At 73.7% G+C, this 25,627-nt stretch carries 21 protein-coding genes and 2 tRNA genes; 10 read left to right on the forward strand and 13 right to left on the reverse strand.

What is annotated here, in order from left to right; translation table 11 throughout:
- Positions 1 to 21 precede the first annotated feature (21 nt).
- The 6 genes from ACZ3YL_RS10775 (at position 22) to ACZ3YL_RS10800 (ending at position 4,174) form a co-directional block, all read left to right on the forward strand.
- Positions 22 to 94, forward strand: a tRNA-Gly gene (locus ACZ3YL_RS10775).
- Positions 95 to 134: 40 nt separating this feature from the next.
- Positions 135 to 210 (forward strand) — tRNA-Gly (locus ACZ3YL_RS10780).
- A 160-nt stretch (positions 211 to 370) separates the two neighbouring features.
- Entirely contained in the window at positions 371 to 1,387 is a 1,017-nt protein-coding gene (locus ACZ3YL_RS10785; RefSeq protein WP_188307406.1) for an ABC transporter ATP-binding protein, read from the forward strand.
- On the forward strand, positions 1,384 to 2,211 hold the full coding sequence (locus ACZ3YL_RS10790) for an ABC transporter permease (protein ID WP_465656678.1): 828 nt from the start codon (positions 1,384 to 1,386) through the stop codon (positions 2,209 to 2,211). The genes ACZ3YL_RS10785 and ACZ3YL_RS10790 overlap by 4 nt, the downstream gene beginning before the upstream one ends.
- An 86-nt stretch (positions 2,212 to 2,297) precedes the next feature.
- Positions 2,298 to 3,533, forward strand: a complete 1,236-nt coding sequence (locus ACZ3YL_RS10795) for a sensor histidine kinase (protein WP_465656679.1) — start codon at positions 2,298 to 2,300, stop codon at positions 3,531 to 3,533.
- A gap of 17 nt (positions 3,534 to 3,550) precedes the next feature.
- Complete coding sequence (locus tag ACZ3YL_RS10800) at positions 3,551 to 4,174, forward strand: response regulator transcription factor (RefSeq protein WP_188307403.1); 624 nt, start codon at positions 3,551 to 3,553, stop codon at positions 4,172 to 4,174.
- Between the two features lie 28 nt (positions 4,175 to 4,202).
- On the opposite strand, the gene ACZ3YL_RS10805 is transcribed toward ACZ3YL_RS10800, so the two are convergent.
- From ACZ3YL_RS10805 to purD, 4 genes are all read right to left on the reverse strand, one after another.
- Positions 4,203 to 5,102 (reverse strand): phosphoribosylaminoimidazolesuccinocarboxamide synthase, encoded by a 900-nt coding sequence (locus ACZ3YL_RS10805; RefSeq protein WP_465656681.1) that lies wholly within the window; start codon positions 5,100 to 5,102, stop codon positions 4,203 to 4,205.
- Positions 5,103 to 5,236: 134 nt separating this feature from the next.
- Positions 5,237 to 6,775: a N,N-dimethylformamidase beta subunit family domain-containing protein gene (locus ACZ3YL_RS10810; RefSeq protein WP_188307401.1), complete on the reverse strand. Its 1,539-nt coding sequence runs from the start codon at positions 6,773 to 6,775 to the stop codon at positions 5,237 to 5,239.
- 227 nt (positions 6,776 to 7,002) lie between these two features.
- A complete protein-coding gene (locus ACZ3YL_RS10815; RefSeq protein WP_465656683.1) occupies positions 7,003 to 8,583 on the reverse strand; it encodes a hypothetical protein in 1,581 nt (526 codons plus the stop codon).
- Positions 8,584 to 9,215: 632 nt separating this feature from the next.
- Complete coding sequence (gene purD, locus ACZ3YL_RS10820) at positions 9,216 to 10,463, reverse strand: phosphoribosylamine--glycine ligase (RefSeq protein WP_188303943.1); 1,248 nt, start codon at positions 10,461 to 10,463, stop codon at positions 9,216 to 9,218.
- Between the two features lie 366 nt (positions 10,464 to 10,829).
- Between purD and ACZ3YL_RS10825 the strand changes: the two genes are divergently transcribed.
- Positions 10,830 to 11,615 (forward strand): SLATT domain-containing protein, encoded by a 786-nt coding sequence (locus tag ACZ3YL_RS10825; protein ID WP_317620975.1) that lies wholly within the window; start codon positions 10,830 to 10,832, stop codon positions 11,613 to 11,615.
- A gap of 73 nt (positions 11,616 to 11,688) precedes the next feature.
- Here ACZ3YL_RS10825 and ACZ3YL_RS10830 read toward each other — a convergent pair whose 3' ends face one another.
- The 3 genes from ACZ3YL_RS10830 to ACZ3YL_RS10840 all read right to left on the reverse strand — a co-directional run bounded on the left by ACZ3YL_RS10830 (position 11,689) and on the right by ACZ3YL_RS10840 (position 14,433).
- On the reverse strand, positions 11,689 to 12,336 hold the full coding sequence (locus ACZ3YL_RS10830) for a hypothetical protein (RefSeq protein ID WP_188303942.1): 648 nt from the start codon (positions 12,334 to 12,336) through the stop codon (positions 11,689 to 11,691).
- Positions 12,337 to 12,450: 114 nt separating this feature from the next.
- A complete protein-coding gene (locus ACZ3YL_RS10835; protein WP_465656685.1) occupies positions 12,451 to 13,476 on the reverse strand; it encodes a GntR family transcriptional regulator in 1,026 nt (341 codons plus the stop codon).
- Between the two features lie 159 nt (positions 13,477 to 13,635).
- Positions 13,636 to 14,433: a carbon-nitrogen family hydrolase gene (locus ACZ3YL_RS10840; RefSeq protein WP_188303940.1), complete on the reverse strand. Its 798-nt coding sequence runs from the start codon at positions 14,431 to 14,433 to the stop codon at positions 13,636 to 13,638.
- Between the two features lie 172 nt (positions 14,434 to 14,605).
- Here ACZ3YL_RS10840 and ACZ3YL_RS10845 point away from each other — a divergent pair, with 172 nt between their 5' ends.
- A complete protein-coding gene (locus ACZ3YL_RS10845; protein ID WP_465656687.1) occupies positions 14,606 to 15,427 on the forward strand; it encodes a maleylpyruvate isomerase family mycothiol-dependent enzyme in 822 nt (273 codons plus the stop codon).
- An 11-nt stretch (positions 15,428 to 15,438) separates the two neighbouring features.
- Here the strand turns inward: ACZ3YL_RS10845 and ACZ3YL_RS10850 are convergent, their stop codons facing one another.
- The 3 genes from ACZ3YL_RS10850 to ACZ3YL_RS10860 all read right to left on the reverse strand — a co-directional run bounded on the left by ACZ3YL_RS10850 (position 15,439) and on the right by ACZ3YL_RS10860 (position 19,589).
- Positions 15,439 to 16,800 carry an MFS transporter gene (locus tag ACZ3YL_RS10850; RefSeq protein WP_188303938.1) on the reverse strand — a complete coding sequence of 454 codons (1,362 nt, stop codon included), beginning with the start codon at positions 16,798 to 16,800 and terminating at the stop codon, positions 15,439 to 15,441.
- A gap of 128 nt (positions 16,801 to 16,928) precedes the next feature.
- A complete protein-coding gene (locus tag ACZ3YL_RS10855; RefSeq protein WP_188303937.1) occupies positions 16,929 to 18,161 on the reverse strand; it encodes a M64 family metallopeptidase in 1,233 nt (410 codons plus the stop codon).
- Positions 18,162 to 18,356: 195 nt separating this feature from the next.
- Entirely contained in the window at positions 18,357 to 19,589 is a 1,233-nt protein-coding gene (locus ACZ3YL_RS10860) for a benzoate/H(+) symporter BenE family transporter (protein WP_188303936.1), read from the reverse strand.
- A gap of 205 nt (positions 19,590 to 19,794) precedes the next feature.
- Here ACZ3YL_RS10860 and ACZ3YL_RS10865 point away from each other — a divergent pair, with 205 nt between their 5' ends.
- Complete coding sequence (locus tag ACZ3YL_RS10865) at positions 19,795 to 20,859, forward strand: hypothetical protein (protein WP_465656690.1); 1,065 nt, start codon at positions 19,795 to 19,797, stop codon at positions 20,857 to 20,859.
- An 80-nt stretch (positions 20,860 to 20,939) separates the two neighbouring features.
- Here ACZ3YL_RS10865 and ACZ3YL_RS10870 read toward each other — a convergent pair whose 3' ends face one another.
- Genes ACZ3YL_RS10870 through pdhA form a run of 3 tightly spaced genes read right to left on the reverse strand, consistent with a single transcriptional unit; the run spans position 20,940 to position 24,535 of the window.
- A complete protein-coding gene (locus tag ACZ3YL_RS10870; RefSeq protein ID WP_465656692.1) occupies positions 20,940 to 22,391 on the reverse strand; it encodes a dihydrolipoamide acetyltransferase family protein in 1,452 nt (483 codons plus the stop codon).
- A 15-nt stretch (positions 22,392 to 22,406) separates the two neighbouring features.
- Entirely contained in the window at positions 22,407 to 23,381 is a 975-nt protein-coding gene (locus ACZ3YL_RS10875) for an alpha-ketoacid dehydrogenase subunit beta (RefSeq protein ID WP_411292964.1), read from the reverse strand.
- On the reverse strand, positions 23,381 to 24,535 hold the full coding sequence (gene pdhA / locus ACZ3YL_RS10880) for a pyruvate dehydrogenase (acetyl-transferring) E1 component subunit alpha (protein WP_188305130.1): 1,155 nt from the start codon (positions 24,533 to 24,535) through the stop codon (positions 23,381 to 23,383). Before pdhA ends, ACZ3YL_RS10875 begins: the two co-directional genes overlap by 1 nt.
- A 426-nt stretch (positions 24,536 to 24,961) precedes the next feature.
- Here pdhA and ACZ3YL_RS10885 point away from each other — a divergent pair, with 426 nt between their 5' ends.
- The gene (locus ACZ3YL_RS10885) at positions 24,962 to 25,621 is read left to right on the forward strand and encodes a response regulator (RefSeq protein WP_188305131.1); all 660 of its coding nucleotides are present in this window, start codon (positions 24,962 to 24,964) and stop codon (positions 25,619 to 25,621) included.
- Positions 25,622 to 25,627 lie beyond the last annotated feature (6 nt).

Here is a 25,627-nt window from a genome sequence, read left to right on the forward strand (position 1 = left end):
GGGTGCCCCACCAGGCACCGCGCGGACGTGGCTCAGTTGGTAGAGCATCACCTTGCCAAGGTGAGGGTCGCGAGTTCGAATCTCGTCGTCCGCTCGCAGTGCGCGAGCACAGCACAACTCAATATCTTGACCCTGCGGACGTGGCTCAGTTGGTAGAGCATCACCTTGCCAAGGTGAGGGTCGCGAGTTCGAATCTCGTCGTCCGCTCCAGAACGAAGGCCCCCTCGATCGAGGGGGCCTTCGGCGTATTCCCGCACTTCCTCCCCCACTCCTCCCCATGACATTTGTCATCGCCGACCCGTGGATCCGCACCGCCGGTTCATGACGGCGCGCACTGCCCGCGCGGCCGGGCCGGCGGAAGGCTTGAGGCATGGAGAAGAGCCAGCCAGCCCGCCCCGGCGACAGCGTGATCGAGGTCACCGACCTGCACCGCCACTACGGCACCGGCGCCACCGAGTACCACGCCGTCCGCGGCGTCGACCTGACCGTCGGCCGCGGCGAGCTGTTCGCCCTGCTCGGCACCAACGGCGCCGGCAAGACCTCCACCATGGAGGTCATCGAGGGCCTGGCCGCGCCCGGCGGGGGCACCGTCCGGGTGCTCGGCCACGACCCCTTCAAGGAGCGCACCGCCGTCCGGCCGCGGATCGGCATCATGCTCCAGGAGGGCGGCTTCCCCGGCGAACTCACCGCCGCCGAGACCGGCCGCACCTGGGCCGGGGTGACCAGCGGCGCCCGCCCGGTCGCGGAGGCCCTGGACCTGGTCGGCCTCGGCCACCGCGCCGACGTCCGGGTCAAGCAGCTCTCCGGCGGCGAACGGCGCCGGCTCGACCTCGCGATGGCCCTGCTCGGCCGTCCCGAAGTGCTGTTCCTGGACGAGCCCAGCACCGGCCTCGACCCGGAGGCGCGCGCCGCCGTCTGGCGGCTGGTGCGCGAACTGCGCGCCCAGGGCACCACGGTGCTGCTCACCACCCACTACCTGGAGGAGGCCGAGGAGCTCGCCGACCGGCTCGCCATCATGCACGGCGGCCGGGTCGTCACCACCGGCACCGTCGCCGAGGTGATCGCCGGCCGGCCCTCCCGGATCACCTTCGAACTCCCCGAGTTCACCGGCAGCGCGCTGCCCGTCCTGCCCGGGGCCGAGGTCACCGTCGACGGCCGCAAGGTCACCGTGCAGAGCACCGGTCTCCAGGACACCCTCACCGACCTGCTCGGCTGGGCCCGGCACCACGGAATCGCCCTCGGCGCCCTGGACGCCCGCAGCGCCTCGCTGGAGGAGGCCTTCCTGGCCATCGCCTCCGAGGCCGCCCACCAGGCCCCACCGCGCACCACACCGCCTTCAGGGCCCACCCGTCCCGCCCGCCGCCGCCTGATCGGATCCGCCCGATGACCACCGCCGCCACCACCGCCACGGGTGCCCCGAGCACCACCGCCGGCCGGCTGTTCGCCCTCGGCCGCGCCGAGGCCACCCTGCTGCTGCGCAACCGCACCGCGCTCTTCACCGCCGTGGTGCTGCCGGTGGTGCTGATCAGCACCCTGCGCGGAATGCTCAGGAAGCAGGCCGAGAACACCCCCGGGCTGGACGTCGACTCACTGCTGGTCTACGGCTCGGTCGGGATGATCCTGGCCTTCGTCGTCTACTACAACCTGACCGCCGCGTACGTCGGGCGGCGCGGCGAGCTGGTGCTCAAGCGACTGCGCACCGGCGAGGCCAGGGACCTGGAGATCCTGCTCGGCACCGCCGTCCCCTCGCTCGTCCTCGGCCTGCTGATGGCCGCCCTGATCGGGATCGGCGGCAGCCTCGGCCTGCACCTGGCCGTGCCGGTCAACCCGCTGCTGATGCTGGTCGGCCTGGTGCTGACCCTGGCCACCATGATCGCCCTGGCCGCGCTCTCCAGCGCCTTCACCAAGACCGTGGAGAGCGCGGGCATCACCACCCTGCCGGTCATGCTGGTCATGCAGTTCGGCTCCGGCCTGTTCGTCCCGCTGGAGGTCATGCCCTCGCAGCTGGCCGACATCTGCCGCCTGCTGCCGACCACCCCGGCCTTCCAGCTGATCCGGGTCGGCTGGTTCGGCACCGACGGCTCGGCCGCCCCGACCGGCTTCCTCGGCAGCTGGGGCGCCGCCGCCCCGTACCTGGTCACCGGTACGGTCTGGCTCGGCCTGGCGGTCTGGGGCGCGGTCCGCTACTTCCGCTGGGAGCCGCGGCGCTGACCTGGGTGGAATCCGAAGGGCCCCTCCCCGTTCGACCTCTGATATGAAGGCAGCGACACGATCGTGATCAGACGGGGAGCACTGCGATGGTCCGGGGGCCTATCCGCCGCTGGAAGGGCTACGGCAAGCCGCAACGCGCCGAGCTGTACTTCCGCTGGTCGCTCTACCTGATGGCGTGGTTCATGCTGCCGCTGAACCTGCTGGCCATCGCCTCCTCGATGCGGAACACGGGCGCGACGGCCGCCACCCAGGTCGCCCTGGTCCTGCCCCTCGCCTCGGTCCTGGTCACCCTCCGGGCCTACCGCACCTCGCTCGACCACTACCTGGGGCGGCCCAGCACCCACCGGCGCTGGCTGATCGTCAACGCCGTCCTCACGGTGGTCGGTTCCTGGGCCGTGCTGCTACTCGGCCCGTCCTCCGACGGGGCGTCGTCCCATCCCGGCCCACCGTTCACCGCAGTGGTCGCCGCCACCCTGGTGAGCGCGACCGCGGGCCCCGCGGGGGTGGGTCTGCGGTTGCGCTGGGCCTTCCTCGCCGGAGCCGCGCTACCGCTCGCGCTCGCCCCCGCGATGCTGCTGGCCGGCATCAGCCCCGCCGTCACCACGGGATGGCTGGTCGGCGCGGCCATCGGCACGCTCATCCTGATCGGCAGCTGCCGCAGCTTCGCCTGGGTGACCGCCATCGTCTGGGAGCTGGACGCCGCCCGCGAGGCGCAGTCCCGACTGGCCGTCGCCGAGGAGCGGCTGCGCTTCTCCCGCGACCTGCACGACGTGATGGGCCGCAACCTCACCACCATCGCGCTGAAGAGCGAACTCGCCGTCCAGCTCGCCCGGCGCGGGCGCCCGGAGGCCGCCGAGCAGATGGCCGAGGTGCAGAAGATCGCCCAGGATTCGCAGCGCGAGGTCCGGGACGTCATTCGCGGCTACCGCACCGCCGACCTGCACGCCGAGGCGATCGGTGCCCGGGCGGTGCTGCGCTCCGCCGACATCGCCTGCGAGATCGACCTCGGCGAGAACGCCGACCGGCTGCCGCTGGCGGTCCAATCGGTGCTCGGCTGGGTGATCCGCGAGGCCACCACCAACGTGTTGCGGCACAGCGAGGCCGCCCACTGCCTGATCCGGCTGCGGCGGGAGGACGGCCGGGCAGTGCTGGAGCTGGAGAACGACGGCGTGCCGGAGGTCCCGATCCCCTCCCAGGGCGCCGGCACCGGGCTGCGCGGCCTGCGCGAACGGCTGGCCGCCCACGACGGTGAACTGACCGTCCCGACGGCCGTGCCGGGCACCTTCCGGGTGCTCGCCGCCGTACCGCTCCGAACCCCGTAACCGAGGAAGGCCGCCCGATGACCGAGAACACCGCGCCCGTCCGCGTCCTGCTCGCCGACGACGAGCACCTGATCCGCGGCGCACTGGCCGCGCTGCTCTCGCTGGAGGACGACATCGAGGTGGTCGCCCAGGCCGGCTCCGGCCCGGAGGCGCTGGCGATGGCTCGGTCGCACCGGCCGGACATCGCGGTGCTGGACCTGCAGATGCCCGGCAAGGACGGCATCGAGGTGGCCAGCGAGCTGCGCCGGCTGCTGCCGGAGTGCCGCTGCATGATCGTCACCGGCCACGGCCGGCCCGGCTACCTGAAGCGGGCACTGGAGGTCGGGGTGCGCGGCTTCCTGCCGAAGACCGTCTCCGCGGCCGACCTGGCCGGCATCATCCGCACCGTGCGCTCCGGCGGCCGGTACGTGGACCCGGAGCTGGCGGCGGACGCGATCAGTGCCGGGGAGACCCCGCTGACCCCGCGCGAGACGGACGTCCTGGAGCTGGCCGCGGACGGCACCCCGATCGCGGAGATCGCCGAGCGGGCCGCGCTGTCCCAGGGCACCGTGCGCAACTACCTGTCCTCGGCGGCCACCAAGCTGGGCGCGGAGAACCGGCACGCGGCGGTGCGGATCGCCCGCGAGCACGGCTGGATCTAGCGGCCGTGCCCGCGGGCGGTCGGGGAGGTCACACCCAGCTGGTGCCGGTCAGCCGCTCGTACACCTCGATGTACTTGGCGCGGGTCCGCTCGACCAGCTCGGCGGGCAGCTCCGGCGGCGGCTGCTCGCTGTAGCGGTCCCAGCCGGAGGCCGGGGAGACCAGCCAGTCGCGGATCAGCTGCTTGTCGAAGGACGCCTGCGAGCGGCCCGGCTCGTACTCGTCGGCCGGCCAGTAGCGGGAGGAGTCCGGGGTGAGCACCTCGTCGCCGATGATCAGCTCGCCGTCCAGCAGGCCGAACTCGAACTTGGTGTCGGCCAGGATGATGCCGCGGTCGCGGGCGATGTCGCGGGCCCGGGAGTAGACGTCCAGGGTGGTGCGGCGGACCTGGTTGGCCAGCTCGGCGCCGATCCGGCGGGCGGTCTCCTCGTAGGGGACGTTCTCGTCGTGCTCACCGACCTCGGCCTTGAGGGCCGGGGTGTAGATCGGGGCGGGCAGCTCGGAGCTGTTCTCCAGGCCCTCCGGCAGGGCGATGCCGCAGACCGTGCGGCTCTCCCGGTACTCGGTCAGGCCGGAGCCGGCCAGGTAGCCGCGGGCGACCGCCTCGACCGGGATCATGTCCAGGCTCTTGCAGATCAGCGTGCGGCCCTTCCAGTCGGCGGGGGCGCCGACCGGGACCTCGGTGGAGATCACGTGGTTGGGGACGATGTCGGCGATCCGCTCGAACCACCACAGCGAGAGCTGGGTGAGCACCCGGCCCTTGTCCGGGATCTCGTTCGGCAGCACCCAGTCGTGGGCGGACGTCCGGTCGCTGGCCACCATCACCAGCTCGCCCGCCTCGGTGCGGTACAGGTCGCGCACCTTGCCGGTGTGCAGGTGGACCAGGCCGGGTACCAGGACCGGCTCGGGCTTGGTGACAAATCCGCTCAAGGTGTTCAGTCCTCAGGGGTCGTTCACGGGCGTGGGGCACCCGCGAAAGGGGAGGTCACTGCTCCCGCAGTCTTTCACGCCCGCCCGGCCCCGGTTCCTGCGGAGCCGGAGCTCGGCTCCTGCGCAGCCCGGACTCAGTTCTTGCAGAGGCGGTCCAGCAGGTTGGCGGTGGCCCGCTGGACCCGTTCGTCGGTGAGCCCGGGGCGACCGAGGGCGGGCGACCAGGCGAAGGTGCCGGCCGCGAAGACGTACGCGCCGCTGGGCGCCCGGTACAGCGAGGTCTCCTGGTAGCGGGTGCGGCCGGCCAGGTCCCGGTACGGCGAGTGGGCCAGCAGCACCCGCTCGGCGTGCTCGGGCAGCGCGACCTTCGGGTAGTACCGGTCGGCCTCCCCCGCGACCAGGCCGGGCAGCTCGTCGCCCTCCTGCAGCCCGGTGCCGTCCCACAGCCAGTGCGCGGTGTGCCGGGCGACCAGCGGTACGGGCGCGGCGACCCGGCCCGAGTACTGCACCCCGAGCAGGTGCTGCTCGGGCTCACCGGCGTCCCGCCACAGCGCGCTGGCCGCGCCGGGCACCCCGGCGGCCGGGCTGCCCGGCCCGACCTTCTGCCGCTTGCGGCAGTTGAGCAGCCGGTGGGGCTCGCCGGAGGCGGCGGCGGTCAGTTCGACCCGCCAGTACATGGTGTTGGCGGACAGGAAGACCAGCGAGGTGCCGCCGTCCCGGGCCCGCTCGGCGGCCCGGCGCATCGGCTCGGACCAGTACTCGTCGTGGCCGGGGAAGACCAGCGCGCGGTGCTCGCCCGGGTCCACCAGCCCGGCGTGCAGGTCGGTGGCGGTGGCGTAGGAGAGGTCGTAGCCGTAGCGCTCGGCCCAGCGGATGAAGTCGTAGGCGTGGCCGACGTGCAGCGGCAGTCCGGCGGTGGCGTGCGGGCGGTCGAAGGAGACGGTGACGGCCGCCTCGGGCTCGCCGACCAGGCCGCCCCGGCCGTCCCAGGCGTGGTAGAGGCTGGCGCCGGTGCGACCGTCCTCGGGGAACAGGTTGTACGCCTGCCAGGTCACGTCCGGGACCACCAGGAGCAGTTCGGCGGTATGCCCCTGGTCGGCGAAGTCCCTTACGGTGAACGGGATGTGGCTGCGGTGCAGCATGTCCGCGGTGGTCAGCACGGCGACGTACGCGCCGGGCTTCCAGTGCGGCGGGACCTGCAGCCGCCAGGAGTGCCACCAGTGGTGGCAGGAGACCGTCCGCTCGACCACCAGCGGGGCGGGCTGGACCAGCCCGGCGATCAGCGGGCTGGACGTCATGTGGCGGGCGCCGTCGCCGCCGTAGTGGCCGATCCGGTAGACGTCCACGGTGAACTCGCGGGGCGGGTTGACGGTGACCCGGAAGTCCACCGAGCCGCCGGGGCGGACCACCCCGGCCGAGGCGAAGCCCTTGATCTGCTGGTCCACGTCGTTGGAGCTCTGCGGGGTGCCGACCGGCGGCTTGGGCCGCACGCCCGCCGACAGCGGCTGCTGGCCGGGCGCGTCCACCGAGACGTACCAGGGCACGGCGCCCTCGGCCCCGGCCAGGTACTGCTCGGGGCTGCGCAGCCAGGGCAACGGGCCCTGGCCGAAGGGGTCGGAGACGCTGTAAGCGTGCGTGCCCGACTCCCAGCGGCGGTTGAGTTCGGTCCCCACGCGCCCCTCCCAGGTGCACTTCCGTCCGGCTGGCACGTGCCCCCCGGATGTGCGTGCGGTCTAATACACCACACCGTGCTGGCGCTCCGTCACCCCACGGTGGCAATTGGTGTCGAGAATCTTCCGGGCCGTCGGGGCAGGGCCTCCGGCCTGCGGAGACGGCCGGCGGCCGGGGCTCCCGGGGGCGCGTGCCGGGGCACCGAGCGCCGCCCGGGACGGTAGCGACATCAGAGGCGGACGGGTTTCTCCAGCCGGACCTCGGCGGCGTCCAGCCAGGCGCGCAGCGGTCCGTCCTGGCCCTGCTCCACGGCCTGGGCCACCGGGCCGGCCAGGTCGGTGCGGCGGACCCCGCCGAGCAGCAGCACCGGGCCGTCCAGCCAGTCCAGCCCGGGGGCGCCGCCCGCGGTGTCCACGGCGGCGCAGCAGACCATCGCGGTGACGTGGTCGACCAGCAGGTCGCGGCCGGTGCGGTCGGGTTCGAGCAGCGGCGCCGGGGCGGTGGTGCGGGCGAGCTGGGCGGCCAGGGCCGCGGCCAGCTGCTCGCCGTCGCCCTCGGCGAGCCGGACCAGCAGCCGGGTGAGGGTCGGGGCGCCGGGGCGGGACTGCGGGGCCAGCCGGTCCAGCGCGGACTGCAGGGAGGCGGCCCGGGCCCGCCAGCCGGCGTCCACCGCCTCGGCCGGGTAGTCGGCCCACTCCAGCTCGTGCCAGACGCCGCCCGCCGGGCGGCCGAAGAACAGCTCGGCGGCGAGCCGGGAGACCGCCCGGTCCACCGTGCCGGGCTCCTCCAGCAGGTCGCAGGCGGGGCGGTCGCCGAGCCGGGTGCCGTAGCCGTCGGCCAGCCGGTCGCGGCGGGACAGCTCGGTCAGTGCGGCGACCACTCCGGCGTTCAGGTGCGCCGGGTGGCGGCCGAGCCGCCAGGCGGGCAGCGCGACCCGGGTGAGCAGCCGGTCCCAGCCGGCGTAGGCCAGGCCGACCTGCTCCTGGGCGGCGATCCGCAGGCCGTAGTCGACCGTCCTGGCCTGCTCGGAGGCCCAGCTCGCGACGGACCGCTCCAGCTCGGCGGAGTGGCCGCGGCAGGCGCCCAGCAGCCGGCGGGTGATCCGCTGGGTGATCCGGTCGGCGAACCCGGCCGGGCCGGGGCGGGGCGGGGCGGGCGGCTCGGCCAGGGTGCCGCCGCCGAGACCGGAGGCCGTGCCCGCGCCGGAGTCCAGACAGGCGTCCAGGCTGCGCAGGAAGCGCCGGGCGGCGGCGATCTCCGGGTCCGCGGAGGCGGCCGTACCGGCCACCACGGGGGCGAGCAGGGCGCGCAGTTCGCCGGCCCGCATCCACCACAGGAAGGGCGAGCCGATCACCAGTACCGGCGCGGGGGGCGCGGCGTGCGGGCGCGGCCCGCGGGGGCGCCGCGGCGGTGCGACGTCCTCCAGCCAGCTGTCGCAGTCCGGGGTGAGGGCCACCGCGGAGGGCGCGGGGACGTCCAGCCGGTCGGCCAGTTCGTCGATCAGCCGGTACAGCTCGGGGGCGGCGGACCGCTCGACCGGCACGGCCGGGGTCCGCGGCGGGACGGCCCGGCGCAGGGCGCGGGCGGTCAGCCCGGCCACCAGCAGGGTCAGCGTGGCGATCGCGCAGAACACCCAGCGGGCGGCGTCCCAGCCGGCGGCGTCGGAGGAACCGGCGGCCCCGATCCGGCCGGTGAACCGGCCCGCGAGCAGGACCACCGCGACGGCGGCGGGCAGGACGGCCACGGCCAGAGCCAGGCCCCGGATCCGCAGGACCGCTTGGGCATGAGCGCGCGCGGTGTCGACAGCCATACGGTGCGGCACCCCCTTCGGAGCCCTCGGGCACCCGCTACGGGCCCTGAGCCGACTCGAAACGATCAGTTCCGACCGGGAAGCGGAGGCGTCCGATCCCCGGCAGTGCATGCTGTGTGGCGCTACTGCCATTTTCGACGCCCCGGTGCGGGCGGGTGTTCCGGATCGGCCCGGTTTCCACTCGTCCCGGTGACGCCGCCCGGTCGTCGAGGTGACGCCGTCCGAAGTCCGGACTCCCACGACCGGTCCGGTGCGAAGCACCGGGCGACCGTCCGGCCGATCGCCGTCCAGCATCCCCCCGCGGGCGCGCCGCTACCCGGCGGCGCCCCCGGCGCACGGCCCGTCGTACGGCGATCCAGCGCACCATAAGGCCGGGCGCCCGGTTACGTCAGCCGGATGCGGGTGCTATCACCCGATGGGCTGGAATCCGCCCGCCGAACGGTGAGTCGCACCCCGGGACCGCCCCCACCCGGGAAACGCCGGAGGCGCTGCGCCCTGTGGGTTGTTTCTCCGCTCTTCCCGGGCTCGCTCAGGGATGACGCGGGCCCTACGGCGCGGGCTACGGCGCGGGCTACGGCGCGGCCCCCGTGCGAGTGGTTCGCACGGGGGCCGCGAGGGACGCGCGGGGTGCCTCAGGCGGTGGCCGCCTTGAGGGCGATGTCGGTGCGGTGCTGGCCGCCCTTGAGGGAGATCCGGTCCACAGCCGCGTACGCGCGCTCGCGGGCCTCGGCCAGGTCGGCTCCGGTCGCGGTGACCGACAGGACACGGCCGCCGGCGCTGAGCACCCGGCCGTCCCGGTCCGCCACCGTGCCGGCGTGCAGCACGTACGCGGTGCCGTCCGCCTCGGCCTCGGCCAGGCCCTCGATCGGGTCGCCGGTGCGGGGCGCGGCCGGGTAGCCCTCGGAGGCGACGACCACGGTGACGGCCGCCCCCTCGTCCCAGCGCAGCGGCTCCAGCTGGTCCAGGGCGCCGGTGGCGGAGGCCAGCAGCACGCCGGCCAGCGGGGTGCGCAGCCGGGCCAGCACGACCTGGGTCTCCGGGTCGCCGAAGCGGGCGTTGAACTCGATCACCCGGGTGCCGCGGGAGGTGAGCGCCAGGCCCGCGTACAGCAGGCCGGAGAACTCGGTGCCGCGGCGGCGCAGTTCGTCCACCGTCGGCTGGAGGACGGTGTCCAGGACCTCCTGGACCAGCCCGGCCGGTGCCCACGGCAGCGGCGAGTAGGCGCCCATGCCGCCGGTGTTGGGGCCCTCGTCGCCGTCCAGCGCGCGCTTGAAGTCCTGCGCGGGCTGCAGCGGCAGCACGGTGGTGCCGTCGGTGATCGCGAACAGCGAGACCTCGGGGCCGTCCAGGTACTCCTCGATGACCACGCGCTCGCAGGAGGCAGCGTGCGCCAGCGCGGCCGCGCGGTCGGAGGTGACCACGACGCCCTTGCCGGCCGCCAGGCCGTCGTCCTTGACCACGTACGGGGCGCCGAAGGCGTCCAGTGCCTCGGCGGCCTCCTCGGCGGTGGTGCAGACGTAGGAGCGGGCGGTGGGCACGCCGGCGCCGGCCATCACGTCCTTGGCGAAGGCCTTGGAGCCCTCCAGCTGCGCGGCCGCGCCGGAGGGGCCGAAGACCGGGATGCCGGCCGCGCGCACGGCGTCGGCGACGCCGGCCACCAGCGGGGCCTCGGGGCCGACCACGACCAGGTCGGCGCCGAGCCTGGCGGCGAGTTCGGTGACCTGGGCGCCGTCCAGTTGGTCGACCGGGTGAACGGTCGCCACCTGGGCGGTCCCGGCGTTGCCCGGGGCACAGTGCAACTCGGTCACGGAGGGATCTTGGGACAGGGAGCGGCACAGGGCGTGTTCGCGGGCGCCGCCGCCGATGACGAGGACCTTCACGCCTGGCAGCGTAGTCGGTGGCCTGTTCCGGCCGCTCTCCGGTCCCGTCGGATCCTCCAGGAGGAGCGCTCCGTACACCGATCACGTAGGAGGATCCTCCAAGCCCGGCCGGGCCGGATGTGCGTCGGGTGCCCGGGTCAGGACGGCGGGTCACCGGCGCCTCGCTCGGACGGGTGAAATCTCGCCGACCCCCGCAACCGCCCCACCTCGGGTTCCGGTGGCCGAAACCGGTAACGATCACCGGTGAAGCGCCCCACGGTCAGCCATTTGGCGGTAAGAAGTGCTGTTGGAGAACCACCGGCAGACGTCCCGTCAGCCGATGCGCCGACAGACCAAGCCGCCCGCCCGCCACAGGGAGCCCCACAGGTGAGCCAGCCGGAAATGCAGCCCGAGGAGAGTGCCTGGGGCAAGGAGATCGGTGAGGAGGACCCGCCCGCCGCAGCCGTGGCCCGCCGGGCCTCGACCCGCCACCGGACCGATCTGAGCGCCCGCCAGTTCCCGCTCGGGGACTGGGGCGAGCCCGCCGAGCGGCTGGAGGAGCTCTACCGCTGGTCCGAGGAGCGGGCGGTCGAGGCGATCGAGTGGTACCGCCGGGACCGGATCTGGAAGCGCCGCTGGGCCCGGCTGCTGCGCTTCGGGTCGGCCGGCTTCGCGGTGGGCGGGGTGACCGCCCCGCTGGTCGAGCTCACCGGCACCGTCGCGCACGGCACCGGCTGGGGCTACGTGGGCCTCGCGCTCGCCGCCGCCTGCTACGGCACCGACCGGGTCTTCGGGCTCACCTCCGGCTGGATGCGGGACGTCTCCACCGCGCAGGCTCTGCAACGCCGTCTGGAGGCCTTCCAGTTCGACTGGGCGTCGGAGTGCGTGCGCGAGGTGCTCGGCCCGACCGAGGGCACCGCGGGCGAGGCCGCCGAGCGCTGCCTGGGCGTGCTGCGCCGGTTCTGCGAGGACGTCTCGGACATGGTCCGCACCGAGACCTCGGAGTGGATGCTGGAGTTCCGCGCGTCGATGACCCAGCTGCCCACCCAGTCCGCGGGGGCGTGGGGCGGGCGCACCGAGAGCGGGGTGGGCGCCCAGGTGCGGGTACTGCCGCCGCCGGGGACCAGGCCCACCATGCCGCGCCAGCGGCCGCCGGAGGGGCCGCTGCGCTAGGGCGTGCCCCGGCGTCGCGCGCCCGGCGGCAATGGTCGGACACGCCCTCGGCCCGCGGCGCGACGCACCAGGGCTACGCGAAGACGATCATCGAGCCCTGGCCGAGGCTCCGGGTCGCCGCCGCGTACAGGCCCGACCAGGCGTGCCGCTCCCGGGCGAAGGGGTGGAGGTCGTCGATCGGCGGTCCGAACGGCTGCTCCAGGCCGGTCGGGCCGAGCGGCCGGGTCGGGTTCGGCGGGTTGAGCGGGTCGATGCCCAGGGCCGGTGCCACGGCCTGGAGTTCGCGCAGCAGCCCGTGGCTGGAGCCGAGCGGGCCGCCGGAGGCGAGCAGCGTGTCGTCCACCAGCGGGGCCGGGAACTCGATCGGCACGTACGCCCCGGCGTGGTCGAAGTGCCAGACCAGGTGGGACTGTTCGGCGCTGCTCTCGAACATCTCCAGCAGCTGCTCGTAGTCGCCGCCGAGCGAGTCGACCGGGGTGATGTCCAGTCCGGTGAGGCCCAACAGGTAGGCGCGGCGCAGGAAGTGCAGCGAGTCGTAGTCGAAGGCGGCTATCGGCTCGACCGCCCCGCTCAGTCCGGGGACGAACCGGTAGACCGGCACCTCGGGCAGCCCGCGCGAGGTCAACACCGTGTTGTAGAGCGCTAGGTCGTCCCGGAAGGGGTTGTCGGGGCTGTGGCTCAGCACGTCCACCAGCGGGACGAGCCAGAGGTCGCAGGCCATGGCCGGCAGTTCCTCTCCGGGCGGCGGGAATCGCCCGCGGGGGCGGGGCGACGGTGGGGGCGGAGTCGGTACCCGGACGGCCCGTGCGGGCGCCCGGTTCGACGCCCGCCCACCCTACCGGCCCGGGGCGGGGTGCGGATCGGGCCGTCCCTGCGGAGCTTCGGGGGGCGGCTCGGGCAGCCGCCGGCCGAACCCGGTGTGCGGCACCCAGCGCGGTTGCGGCACCAGGCCGAGGCCGAGGCCCAGTTCACGGCCCAGCTCGCGGCCGACCTCGTCGCTGCGCCGGGGCCGCCCGGACCGGGCCGTCCCGGGCTCCGGCGCGGACTCCTCCGCCGGCCGGGCCGGTGGCTGCCGGGCCGGTGGCGGCGCCGGCGGTTCGACCGGGACGGGCAGCGGCTCCCCGTCGGCGACCTCGGTGAGCAGCCCGAGCACCGTCACCGACTCCAGCGGCCGCCCGGCCAGCCCGGCCAGCAACCGGGCGGTGAACAGGTTGTACTCGCAGATGATCCGGTGCGCGCCGGTCAGGTCGTGGGTCTCGATCGCGTCGACCAGGTCGGGGTGGCGGTCCCAGCAGACCCCGGCCAGGGTGGGCATCGCCCGCAGGTAGGGCGCGGCGAACATCCAGGACTGCACCCGCAGCCAGTCCAGGTAGTCCCCGATCCGGCGGTTGCCGAGCAGGGCGGAGACCTCCTGCCAGAACCGGCGGTCGCAGCCCACCATCACGTCCAGGTTCCCGGCCCGGGCGGCCCGGACGGCCGCGTCGGCCCGGCGGCGCAGCGAGGGCAGCCGGGTGAGGTCGGGCAGCGCCCGGCGGGTGGAGAACTGGCGGTAGAAGCTGTCGGTGAGCAGCACCCGGGACTCGAAGATCTCCAGGAAGTCCGCCCAGCCCAGCTCCGGCACCGTGAAGCCGCGGTGGTGCTCGGCCCGCAGCAGCCCCTGGGCGCCGAGGTCGACCAGGGCCTCGCGGGCCGGGGTCGCGGAGACGCCGTAGAGGTCGGCGATCTCCTTGACGGTGAAGTTGCGGCCGGCCTCCAGCCGGCCGGCCATCATCTCCTCGCGGAGCGCGCCGGCGATCTGCTCGCGCAGGCTGTTGCGCTGGATGACGGGGCGGGGGGTGTCGCCGGCGCCGGTGCCGGACATGCGCGCGACCTCCTCGGGCGGGCCGCCGTGCCGACCCGCGACGGACCGGCCGACCGGCGGCGGGGAACACGACGAGTGCTCATCTTCTCAAACCAGTCCGGAGCAGGTACGAACCAACCCTCCGGAAGCCCGTGTCCCCCGCCCGTGCCCGGCGAGCGCCTACCGCTGGACCGGCGCCGGGATGCCCAGCAGGCGGTCCCGCAGCACCGGGAAGTCCTCCCGTGCCCGGCCCACCTCGGCCGGGTCGAACTCGACGGTCAGCACCTGCTCGTCCGGCCCGGCCTCGGCCAGCACCCGGCCCCACGGGTCCACCACCACGCTGTGCCCGGCCTGCTCGACCCCGGCGTGGGTCCCGGCGGTGTTGCAGGCCAGCACGAAGGCCTGCTCCTCCAGTGCCCGGGCCCGGGCCAGCAGCGTCCAGTGCTCCCGCCGCTTGGCCGGCCAGGCCGCCGGGACCACCAGCAGCTGGGCGCCGGCGTCCAGCAGCGCCCGGAACAGCTCCGGGAAGCGCAGGTCGTAGCAGGTGGCCAGGCCCAGGGTGCCGAACTCGGTCGGCGCGGTGACGATCTCCTGCCCGGCGCCCATCACCACCGCCTCGCCGCTGTCGAAGCCGAAGCGGTGGATCTTGCGGTAGGTGTGCACCAGCTCGCCGTCGGGGGCGAACAGCATCGAGGTGTTGTAGATCGGGCCGTCCGGATCGCGTTCGACGATCGAACCGGCGTGCAGCCAGACCCCGGCGGCCCGGGCGGCGGCCGCCATCGCGTCCGAAGTCGGCCCGTCCAGCGTCTCGGCGCCGTCCGACCAGAGCTCGTGGGCGAAGCCGCCCAACGGCCACAGCTCGGGCAACACCACCAGGTCGGAGCCCTGCTGGGCCCGTACCAGCGACGCGGCCCGGGCCCGCCGTTCGGCGGGCGGCTCGGCGTCGGAGACCGCGAGTTGGATCAATGAAGCGCGCACAGTACCACCGTCCACGGCAAGAGACCTACGATCGTCACCCGAAAGCGCTGCCCAGCTGTCTCCCGGCAGCGTAACGTGCGGTTAGCGTGCGCGCCCGGAAGCCGGCCATCCCGGCCGAGAGCGACGGCCGGGCGCGGAGCGTAGGAAAGCTGACGGAGGGCCGGAGATTCCCGTGACGGACAACCAGACCGTGCAGGCTTACACGGAGGCGTGGACGCAGAGCATCGAGTCCATATCGGAGCTGGTCGCCCCCCTTCCCGAGGGCTCGTGGAACCGGGCCACGGAGTGCACCGGCTGGTCGGTCCGGGACGTCGTCTCGCACGTGATCGCGGTGGAGTCCGAGCTGCTCGGCGACCCGCGCCCGATCCATGCGCTGCCGCGTGACCTTCGCCACGTGACCACCGAGTTCGCCCGCTACGTCGAACTGCCGGTCGACAAGCGCCGCTGCCACACCGCGCTGGAGATGACCGGCGAGCTGGAGTACACGATCATCCGCCGCTCCCGCGCGCTGCGGAACGCCAAGCAGACGCCGGAGGAGCCGGTCCGCTGGCCGGCCGGCCCGCTGGCCAGGGACATCCCGTACCACGAGCTGCTGCGGGTGCGGGCCTTCGACGTCTGGGTGCACGAGCAGGACCTCCGCCGGGCCCTGGAGACCCCCGGCAACCTGGACTCCCCGGGAGCCCTGGTCACCCGGGACTACCTGCTGCAGTTCCTGCCCAAGGCCGTCGCCCACCAGGCCGGCGCCCCGGCCGGGACGGCCCTGGTGGTGGACGTGACCGGCCCGGTGGAGTTCCTGCGCACCGTCCGGGTGGACGCGGCCGGCCGCGGCTCCGTGGACGAGTCGATCAGCCTGGCCCCCGACGTCCAGCTCACCATGGACTGGGAGACGTACGTCCGGCTGGCCTGCGGCCGCGGCCGGCCCGGCCCGGTGGGCGTCGAGGGCGACAAGGAACTGGCCGAGCGGGTGCTGGCGAACTTCTCAGTCACCGTCTGAGGTTCAGGGGGTCAGGAGGCGGCTGCGACCTTCCGTCGCAGCCGCAGGATCATCGCCGTGCCCACCGCCAGCGGCACGTACTGCCAGCAGAACGCCCAGCGGAAGGCCTCGGCCGAGTACGCCCCGGCGCCAGCCGGGGAGAGCGCGTCCAGCAGCACGCCGATGCCGAACAGGGTGATCATCGTGCCGATGAAGCCGCCCATGTTGACGATCCCGGAGGCGGTGCCGAGCCGCTCCACCGGGTTGCGGGCGCGCGCGAAGTCCAGGCCGACCAGCGAGGCCGGGCCGTTGCTGCCCATCACCAGGATGATCCCGAGCAGCAGCCAGAACGGCGGGTGCCCGCCCGGCCAGGCCAGCACCAGCGCCCAGCCGAGCCCGGTGGCCACGAGGGCGCCGAACACGATCGGCATCCGGGCCCGGGCGGTCCGGGAGAGCAGCCGGCCGAAGACGAAGCCGCAGGTCATGTTGGAGAGCACCAGCACGGTCAGCAGCCCCCCGGCCTCGCCGCGGGTCATCCCCTGGGCCTCGACCAGGTAGGGCAGGCCCCAGAGCAGGCCGAAGGCGTTGCCGGGGAACTGGGTGGTGAAGTGGATCCACAGGCCCAGCCGGGTGCCCGGCTCCCGCCAGCAGTCCAGGACCTGACGGCGGACCTTCGGCCGCTCCCGCCGCTCCCCCGCCGGCCGGACCGGCTCCTCCTGCGCCGGGGTGTCCTGGAGGAACAGCGCGACCAGCGCGAACACCGCCACGCCGAGCAGCGCGATCGCGGCGAAGGTGGGCGTCCAGCCCTCGCTGTGCAGCGCCTGGGCGAGCACCACGGTGGTGACCAGGTTGCCGCCCATCCCGGCCAGCCCGGTCAGCTGGGCGACGAACGGGTTCTTCGCCGCCGGGAACCACCGGGCGGCTATCCGCAGCACGCTGATGAAGGTCATCGCGTCGCCGCAGCCGAGCACCGCCCGGGAGGCCAGCGCCGGGGCGAAGGAGGAGCTGAAGGCGAAGGCCAGCTGGCCGGTGCTCAGCAGCAGCACGCCGAGCAGCAGCACCCGGCGCGGCCCGAACCGGTCGACCAGCAGGCCGACCGGGACCTGCATGGCCGCGTAGACCAGCACCTGGAGGATGGAGAAGGTGGACAGCGCCGAGGCGCCGATGCCGAAGCGCTCGGCGGCGTCCAGTCCGGCCACGCCGAGGCTGGTGCGGTGGATGACGGCCAGGATGTAGACGCTGACGCCGATGGACCAGGCCAGCCAGGCCGCGCGGCCGCCGGGCGGCGCGGGGACGGTGGCGGCGGGGGGCCCGGCGGTGGCCGGGGGCTCGGCGGTGGCTCGGGGAGCGGGGACGGACAGGGGCGGGGCTGAGCGGGCGGGCTCCACGGTCATAGTCCGTCCAGGTTAGTCATCCCATGATTGGACGCCCAGATCCGGGGGGTGTGACCTCGCGGACGCCGGCCGGCGCGGTCGCGGACGGCAGCGGCCGGCGGAGCCGCCGGTGCCGGTGGCCGGGTGGCTCAGCCGGTGACCGTCCAGGACACCGACCGGGTCATGTAGCGGTCCCGGAAGGCCTCGTCCCGCACCCAGTCCGTGGTGTCCCGGACGGTCGCGGTCACGGTCGCCGTCCGGCCCGGGGCCAGCTCCAGCAGGGCGGTGTCCAGCCGGCCGCCGTCCACGGCCTGCGGGGCGACCGGGGCGCCGTCCACCTTCCAGTCCACCTGGAGCTGCCGGGTGCCGGTCAGCGGCAGCGGCCGGACGTCCAGCCGGGGGCGTCCGGCGACCTCGCCGGGCGGCGGCGACGGGGCGTCGGTGGGGCGGACCTTGCGGTACAGCTCCTCGATGATCGCCTCGCGGGAGGGCAGGTTGTAGGCGCTGCCGAGGGTGCGCATCACCGAGTCGGGGGTGGGCCGGTAGAGGCCGTTGGCGCTGCGGTACGCCCCGACGGTGCCGGCGCCGTCCGGTGACACCGCGCCCAGCCAGCGCCACCACTTGGTCTGCTTCTTGCGCATGTCGTCGGCGTTGAGGGTGGAGAGGTTCGGGTAGTCGGCGTCGTCCGGGGCGCTGTCGTACTCGTCGCCGAGGTCCCCGACGGTGTGCCCGATCTCGTGCTGGATGATCCGCCCGGCGTCCGGACTGCCCCCGGCCAGGGTGGTCACCCCGGTGCCCCCGGCGCCGCCGTACTCGCCCGAGTTGGCGAGCGCGATCAGGTACTGCGGCCCGGCGCTGTCCCCGGCGTAGCGGGCGGTGGCGCCCTCGTCGGCGCAGAGCAGCCGGGCGGTGCCCTCGCACCAGAAGTGCATGCCCAGCGGGGTGGCGGGGTGGCGGCCGCGGCTCTCGCTCTCGGCTATCCCGGAGACCGGGGAGACCACCTCGACCCGCCGTATGTTGAAGAACCCCTGGTAGGTACGGAACGGTTCGATGTCCATCAGCGCGTGCCAGGCCTTGTCGGCCTGCTGCCGGAAGGCCTCCTGTTCGTCCGCCGTGTAGCCGTCGCCGAGCAGCACCAGGGTGATCCGGTTGGCCGGGTCCCCGGTGCGGCGTATGTCGAAGGTCGGGGCGGCCACGGGCAGCCGCTGGTCGGCGCGGAGCGCGGTGTGCGGCGGCAGTGCCCGGTCGGCGGGGGCGCCCGCTCCGATCACGCCGAACGGCGAGGGGCCGACGAGTTCCAGGGCGGCCGGGAGTACGGCGGTGGACACCAGTACGAGGGCGGCCAGACTCCGGACGAGACGGCCAGGGTTGCCAGCAGGCATACGGGTGCGTCCTCGGGGCTCCGGTCACCCGGTGTCGCCCGGGTGGTGGAGCGGAGACGTACCCGGACCGGCGTGTCGCCCCTACCGGCCGAAGAAAATGTCACCGACCTGGCCGAACGATTCCTTTCATACCAGAGATACCAATCAATCTCGGCGCATCACTCCCGAGGGTGCTTCCCCCGCCCCCTCGGCGCATCACTCCCGGGTCCGCCTCCCCCACTCCAGCACCAGGTGCGTCCCGAGCCCGAAGAGCAGCCCCCAGAACGCCGAACCGATGCCGAACAGGCTCATCCCCGAGGCGCTCGCCAGGAACGTCACCACCGCCGCGTCCCGCCCGCGCTCCTCGGCCACCGCCGCCGCCAGGCTGCCCTGCAGCGAGGCCAGCAGCGCCACCCCGGCGATCACCGCGATCAGCTCCTTCGGCAACCCGGTGAACAGGCTCACCAGCAGCCCGCCGAAACTGCCCACCACCACGTACAGCACGCCCGAGGACATCCCCGCGACGTACCGCCGACGCGGGTCCGGGTGGGCCTCCGGGCCCGAGCAGATCGCCGCCGTGATCGCCGCCAGGTTCACCCCCGGCGAGCCGAACGGCGCCATCAGCATCGACACCGCGCCGGTCGAGCCGATCAGCAGCCGGTCGTCCGCCCGGTAGCCGAAGGCCCGCATCACCCCGAGCCCGGGCGCGTTCTGCGAGGCCAGCGTGACGATGGCGAGCGGCAGCGTCAGCCCCACCAGGGCCGACCAGGAGAACGCCGGCACCGTCAGCACCGGCACCGTCGGCCCGCCCGAGCCCAGGTGCAGCGGCAGCCCCACGGTCAGCGCCGCCAGCACCCCGCCCACCACCAGCGCGACCGGCACCGCGTACCGGGGCGCGAACCGCTTGGCCAGCAGGAAGGCCAGGAAGCTGCCCACCACCAGCACCGGCGCACCGTGCACCGCGCCGAAGATCCCGGCGCCGAAGGAGAACAGGATGCCCGCCAGCATCGCGTTCACGATCCCCACCGGCACCGCCGCGATCAGCCGGCCGAACCAGCCCGTGACCCCGAACAGCGTCACCACCACCGCGCTCACCAGGAACGCCCCGACCGCCTCCCGGTACGGGTAGCCACCCAGGCTGGTCACCAGCAGCGCGGCCCCCGGGGTGGACCAGGCGGTGATCACCGGCGTCCGGGTCCACCAGCTGAGCGCGAAGCCGCTCACCCCGCTGCCGATCGCCACCGCCCAGATCCAGGACGCCGTGTGCGCCGCGTCCAGCCGGCCGGCGGCGGCCGCCGCGAGCACCACCACCAGCGGTCCGGAGAACGACACCGCGACGCAGACCAGCCCCGCCAGCAACGCCGGCGCCGACACGTCCCGCCGCAGCGACCGGCGTTCGCCGCCCCCGCCCGCCGTCTTCTCCGGTCGAATCGTCAGCTCATCCGTCATTCCGGCAGTATCCCGAAGCCCGGCCGAAGACTTCCGAAAAAACTTCTCGATCCACCTGCAACCCCCGGCGGGGATGGACGTCTATCAGGGTGAAGGCACGGAGAGCGAGACCGGCGGAGCCGGGGGGCGCTTCCGCTCACGAGGAGCGGAGCCGGTCGTCTTCACCCACCACACCGTCAGACCCATGACCCTGGGGAGTCACGTCATGCGCACGTCCGTTATCACCCGTATTGCGAAGAACGACCGCGCCTTCTCCGGCCGCCGCCGCATCGCCGTCCTCGCCGCCACCACCATCCTCGCGGGCGGCGTCCAGGTCCTCGCCACCGGCAACTCCGCCTGGGCCTGCGGCGACGACGCCGACGCCGCGCCTGCCGTCACCGCGCCCGCCGTCACCGCTCCGGCGACTCCGGCCCCCTCGGCCACCCCCTCGGCCACCCCCTCGGCCACCTCCTCGGCCCCGACCTCCGCCCCGACCTCCGTCGCGACGGCCGCTGCCCCCACCCCCGCCGCGCACAACGGCTCCTACAACGTCGGCTTCCACATGACCCCGAACGGCCAGACGATCATCGCGGGCGGCGAGAAGGTCGAGATCGGCGTCAGCGTCGGCAACTTCACCGGCGCCCCGTTCCAGAACGTCTCCCCGATGCTCGGGCTCTACGGCCGGGACCTGCGGCTCGAGGACCTCACGGTGGAGGTCGCCACCGCCGGCGGATGGAAGCCGGTCGGCCTGCGCCACGGCTGCGACCCCACGCTCTTCACGCTCGTCACCCCCGCCACCACCGCCCCCCGCGTGGAGGACGGCCATGTCGTCAACTTCGGTTTCCGAGTGGGCATTTCCTCGAAGGCGCCGAAGGACCTGACCGATGTCGAGATCGGCCTGCTCGCCCAGGCCCCCGGCTTCCCCGCCGAGCGCGGGGAGAGCCACACCTTCCACGTGGCCCGGGCCACCGACCCCACCGAGCCGGCCAAGCCCGCCAAGCCCGCGCCCACCACCAAGCCCGCCAAGCCCGCCAAGCCCGCCAAGCCGGCTCCGGCCGAGCCGGCCGCCGACCGCACCCCGGCCGAGGCCGCCGAGCCCACCAAGGCTCCCGCCGAGCCCGCCGCGCAGCCCGCCGCCGCGCCGGCCACCACCGCCCCGGCCGGTGCCGCCGAACTCGCCCACACCGGCGCCGCCGAGACCGACACCTTCCTCGCCACCTCCGCCGCCGCGCTGCTCGCGCTGGGGGCCGGCGTCCTGCTCGCCGTCCGTCGCCTGCGCCGTCAGCGGTAGTCGACGGGCGGGTACGACGAAGGGGCCCTGCTCCGCACGGCGGTGCGGAGCAGGGCCCCTTCGTCACGTCTCCCGGGGCGTCAGCCCCAGGTGATCAGGCGCTTCGGGAACTCCAGCAGCCCGGCCACGTCGGCCAGCACCCTGGAGCCCAACTCCCCGTCCACCAGCCGGTGGTCGAAGGAGAGTGCGAGCGTGGTCACCTGACGCGGGACCACCTTGCCCTTGTGCACCCACGGCAGCTCCCGGACCGCGCCGAAGGCCAGGATGGCCGCCTCGCCCGGGTTGAGGATCGGGGTGCCGGTGTCGACGCCGAAGACGCCGACGTTGGTGATGGTGACCGTGCCGCCCTGCATGTCGGCCGGCGAGGTCTTGCCCTGCCGGGCGGTCTCGACCAGCTCGCCGAGCGAAACGGCCAGGCCGGTAAGGGTCTTGGAGCCGGCGTCCTTGATGTTCGGGACGATCAGACCGCGCGGGGTGGCCGCGGCGATGCCGAGGTTGACCTGGCCCTTGAGCACGATCTCCTGGGCCGCCTCGTCCCACTGGGCGTTGATCTCCGGGTGCCGCTTGATCGCCACCAGCAGCGCCTTGGCGACCAGCAGCAGCGGGCTGACCCGGACGTCCCGGCCCAGTTCGCCGCTCTCCTTGAGCTTGCGGACGAACTTCATGGTGCGGGTCACGTCGACCTGGACGAACTCGGTGACGTGCGGGGCGGTGAAGGCCGAGGCCACCATCGCCTGCGCGGTCGCCTTGCGGACGCCCTTGATCGGCACCCGGACGTCGCCCCCGACAAACACCGGCACCGGCGCCGCCACGGCGTCGGCCGCTTCGACCACGGCCGGCTCGGCGGCCGGAGCCACCCTGGCGGCCTGGGCCGCGGCGTGGGCGTGCAGGTCCTCGCGGGTGATCACGCCGTCCCGACCGGTCGGGGTGACGGCCCGCAGGTCGATGCCCAGGTCCTTGGCCAGCTTGCGCACCGGCGGCTTGGCCAACGGCCGCTCGCCGACCGGCCCTTCGGTCACCGGCGCGGCCGGAGCAACCGGAGCCGGCGCGACCGGGGCCGGAGCCGGAGTCGGGGCCGCAGCCGCGACCGGGGCCGGCTTCGACGCGGCGACGGTCGTGGTGGTGGTCCGCCGGGCCCGACGCTGGGCGGTGCCGGTGCGCGGGCCGTACCCGACCAGCACCTCCCGGCGCTCCGGCTCGGCCTCGGCGGCCGGCGCCGCGGCGACGGCGGGCGCGGGCGCGGTGGCAGCGGCGGCCGGAGCGGCCCCCGCCTCCCCGGCGACCGCCACCGTGATGATCACGGTGCCGACGTCGACCGTCGCGCCCTCGGGGAAGAAGAGCTGCTCGACGACCCCGTTGAACGGGATCGGCAGCTCCACCGCCGCCTTGGCGGTCTCCACCTCGCACACGACCTGCCCGTCGGTGACGGTGTCACCGGGCTTGACGTACCAGCTGAGGATCTCGGCCTCGGTGAGGCCCTCGCCCACATCCGGCATCTTGAACTCGCGGAGCGAGCGAACTTCGGTGGTCATCTTCGCTCCCCGGTATCAGTACGCGAGCGCGCGGTCGACGGCGTCGAGCACGCGGTCCAGGTCAGGCAGGAAGGACTCCTCGACCCGGGACGGCGGATACGGGGCGTGGTAGCCGCCGACCCGCAGGACCGGTGCCTCCAGGTGGTAGAAGCACCGCTCGGTGATCCGGGCGGCCAGCTCGGCGCCCATGCCCAGGAAGACCGGGGCCTCGTGCACCACGACGGCCCGCCCGGTGCGCTTGACCGACTCCTCCAGGGTGGTGAAGTCCACCGGGGAGAGCGAGCGCAGGTCGACGACCTCCAGCCGGCGGCCGTCCTCCTCGGCGGCCGCGGCGGCCTCCAGGCAGACCTTGACCATCGGGCCGTACGCGATCAGCGTCGCGTCGGTGCCGGGGCGGACGATCCGGGCGTCGTGCAGCCCCAGGTCGGCGGCGTCGCCGACCTCGCCCTTGTCCCAGTAACGCCGCTTGGGCTCCAGGAAGATGACCGGGTCGTCCGACTCGATGGCCTGCCGCAGCATCCAGTGCGCGTCGTGCGCGTTGGACGGGGTGACCACCCGCAGACCGGCGGTGTGCGCGAAGTACGCCTCGTGCGACTCGCTGTGGTGCTCGACCGCGCCGATGCCACCCGCGTAGGGGATGCGGACGGTGACCGGCATCTTGACGTGGCCCAGCGCACGGGCGTGCATCTTGGCCAGCTGGGAGACGATCTGGTCGAAGGCCGGGTAGACGAAACCGTCGAACTGGATCTCCACCACCGGGCGGTAGCCGCGCAGCGCGAGGCCGATCGCGGTGCCCATGATGCCGGACTCGGCGAGCGGGGTGTCGATCACCCGGCCCTCGCCGAAGTCCTTCTGCAGGCCGTCGGTGATCCGGAAGACCCCGCCGAGCTTGCCGATGTCCTCGCCCATCAGCAGGGTCTTCGGGTCGTTCTCCAGCGACTTGCGCAGCGCCTCGTTGAGCGCCTTCGCGATGCTCAGCTGACCGGCCATCAGTGGTTCTCCCCCGCCTCGAAAGAGGCCGCGTACTCGACGTATTCGGCCCGCTCCTCATCGACCAGCGTGTGCGGCTCGCTGTACACGTGGTCGAAGATCAGCGTCGGGTCCGGGTCCGGCATGCTGCGCACGCCCTCGCGGACCCGCAGGCCCAGCTGCTCGCTCTCGGCGTCGACGGCGGCGAAGAACTCGTCGTCCGCCAGGCCCTCCTTCTCCAGGAGGGTGCGCAGCCGCAGGATCGGGTCCTTGGCCTTCCAGGCCTCGGTCTCCTCGGCGAGCCGGTAGCGGCTCGGGTCGTCGGAGGTGGTGTGGGCGCCCATCCGGTAGGTGAAGGCCTCGATCAGCACCGGGCCGTTGCCGCTGCGGGCGTGGTCGAGCGCCCAGCGGGTGACCGCGAGGCAGGCCAGCACGTCGTTGCCGTCGACCCGGACGCCCGGGAAGCCGAAGCCGGAGGCGCGGCGGTACAGCGGGATCTTGGTCTGGGTGGTGGTGGGCTCGGAGATCGCCCACTGGTTGTTCTGGCAGAAGAACACCACCGGGGAGTTGTAGACCGAGGCGAAGGTGAAGGCCTCGTTGACGTCGCCCTGGCTGGAGGCGCCATCGCCGAAGTACGCGATCACCGCGTCGTCGGAGCCGTCCTTGGTGATGCCCATCGCGTAACCGGTGGCGTGCAGGGTCTGCGCGCCGATCACGATGGTGTAGAGGTGGAAGTTCTTCTCGTTCGGGTCCCAGCCGCCGTGGTTCACGCCGCGGAACATGCCGAGCAGGTTCAGCGGGTCGACGTCGCGACACCAGGCCACGCCGTGCTCGCGGTAGGTGGGGAAGGCGTAGTCGCCGGTGCGCATGGCCCGGCCGGAGCCGACCTGCGCGGCCTCCTGGCCGAGCAGCGAGGCCCACAGGCCCAGCTCGCCCTGGCGCTGGAGCGAGGTCGCCTCGGCGTCGAACCGGCGCACCAGCACCAGGTCGCGGTAGAGGGAGCGCAGCTCCTCGGGAGTGGTGGTGAGGGGGTAGTCCGGGTGCTCGACCCGCTCGCCTTCCGGCGTGAGCAGCTGTACGAGCTCCGGCTGGGCGTCCGTCCCCGTGGCGCGGAGGGTGTCAGGGACAGCGGGGGCCGCCTTCTTGCGGGTCCTCGCCGTGCTTTTGACGGTCACGTTCACTCCTCGGTCTGTCCGGCCGCCCGGGGTCGCCGGTGACCGGTCCGGTCACCGCCTCGCGGGGCGCGCGTGGGTGTGCGCACCTACTGCGTGGCAGGTGGTGATCCTGTTCCGACGGCGTCCCTCACGAGAACGTTACCCAGCGTCCGCCCTTGGCGCGCTTGCGCTAGGACGTCCTACTTGTTCAGGGCCGACAACCCCGAGGGTGCCGCGTCCGGCTCGCCGTCGGAAGGGTGGGGGTGACGGTCGGCGTGACGCAGCTCTCACTTCGAGCGCCTTCAGGACACCAGCGCACGTTATCCGGGCGGACGCCCGTACGTAAGGGGGTTCTCGGTATCGGTTTCGGTCGGGTGTGGCTGGATCGCACCTCCAGGCCGCGAAGGACGATAGGCCTTCTGTACGGTGATATGGGAGGCTTTGGGCGTGACTGATAACGGACATATCCGGGTTTTCCTGCTCGATGACCACGAGGTCGTCCGGCGGGGCGTGCACGACCTGCTGTCGGTCGAGGACGACATCGAGATCGTCGGCGAGGCCGGCACGGCCGCCGAGGCGCTCACCCGGATCCCCGCGGTCCACCCCGACGTCGCGGTGCTCGACGTCCGGCTCCCGGACGGCAACGGGGTCGAGGTCTGCCGGGAGATCCGCTCCCGGATGCCCGAGCTCAAGTGCCTGATGCTGACCTCCTTCTCGGACGACGAGGCGCTGTTCGACTCGATCATGGCGGGCGCCTCCGGCTACGTCCTCAAGGCGATCCGCGGCACCGACCTGATCACCGCCGTCCGGGACGTCGCGGCCGGCCGCTCGCTGCTCGACCCGGTCGCCACCAGCCGGGTGCTCGCCCGGCTGCGCGACGGCGGCGAGAAGGAGGACGAACGGCTGGCCCAACTCACCAAGCAGGAGCGGCGGATCCTCGATCTGATCGGCGAGGGGATGACCAACCGTCAGATCGGCAACGAGTTGCACCTGGCCGAGAAGACGGTGAAGAACTACGTCTCCAGTCTGCTCGCCAAGATGGGCATGGAGCGACGCACCCAGGCGGCGGCGTACGTGGCGCGACACCAGGCCGATCATCAGTACTGATACGGC

Source organism: Kitasatospora sp. NPDC023176 (assembly GCF_055560495.1).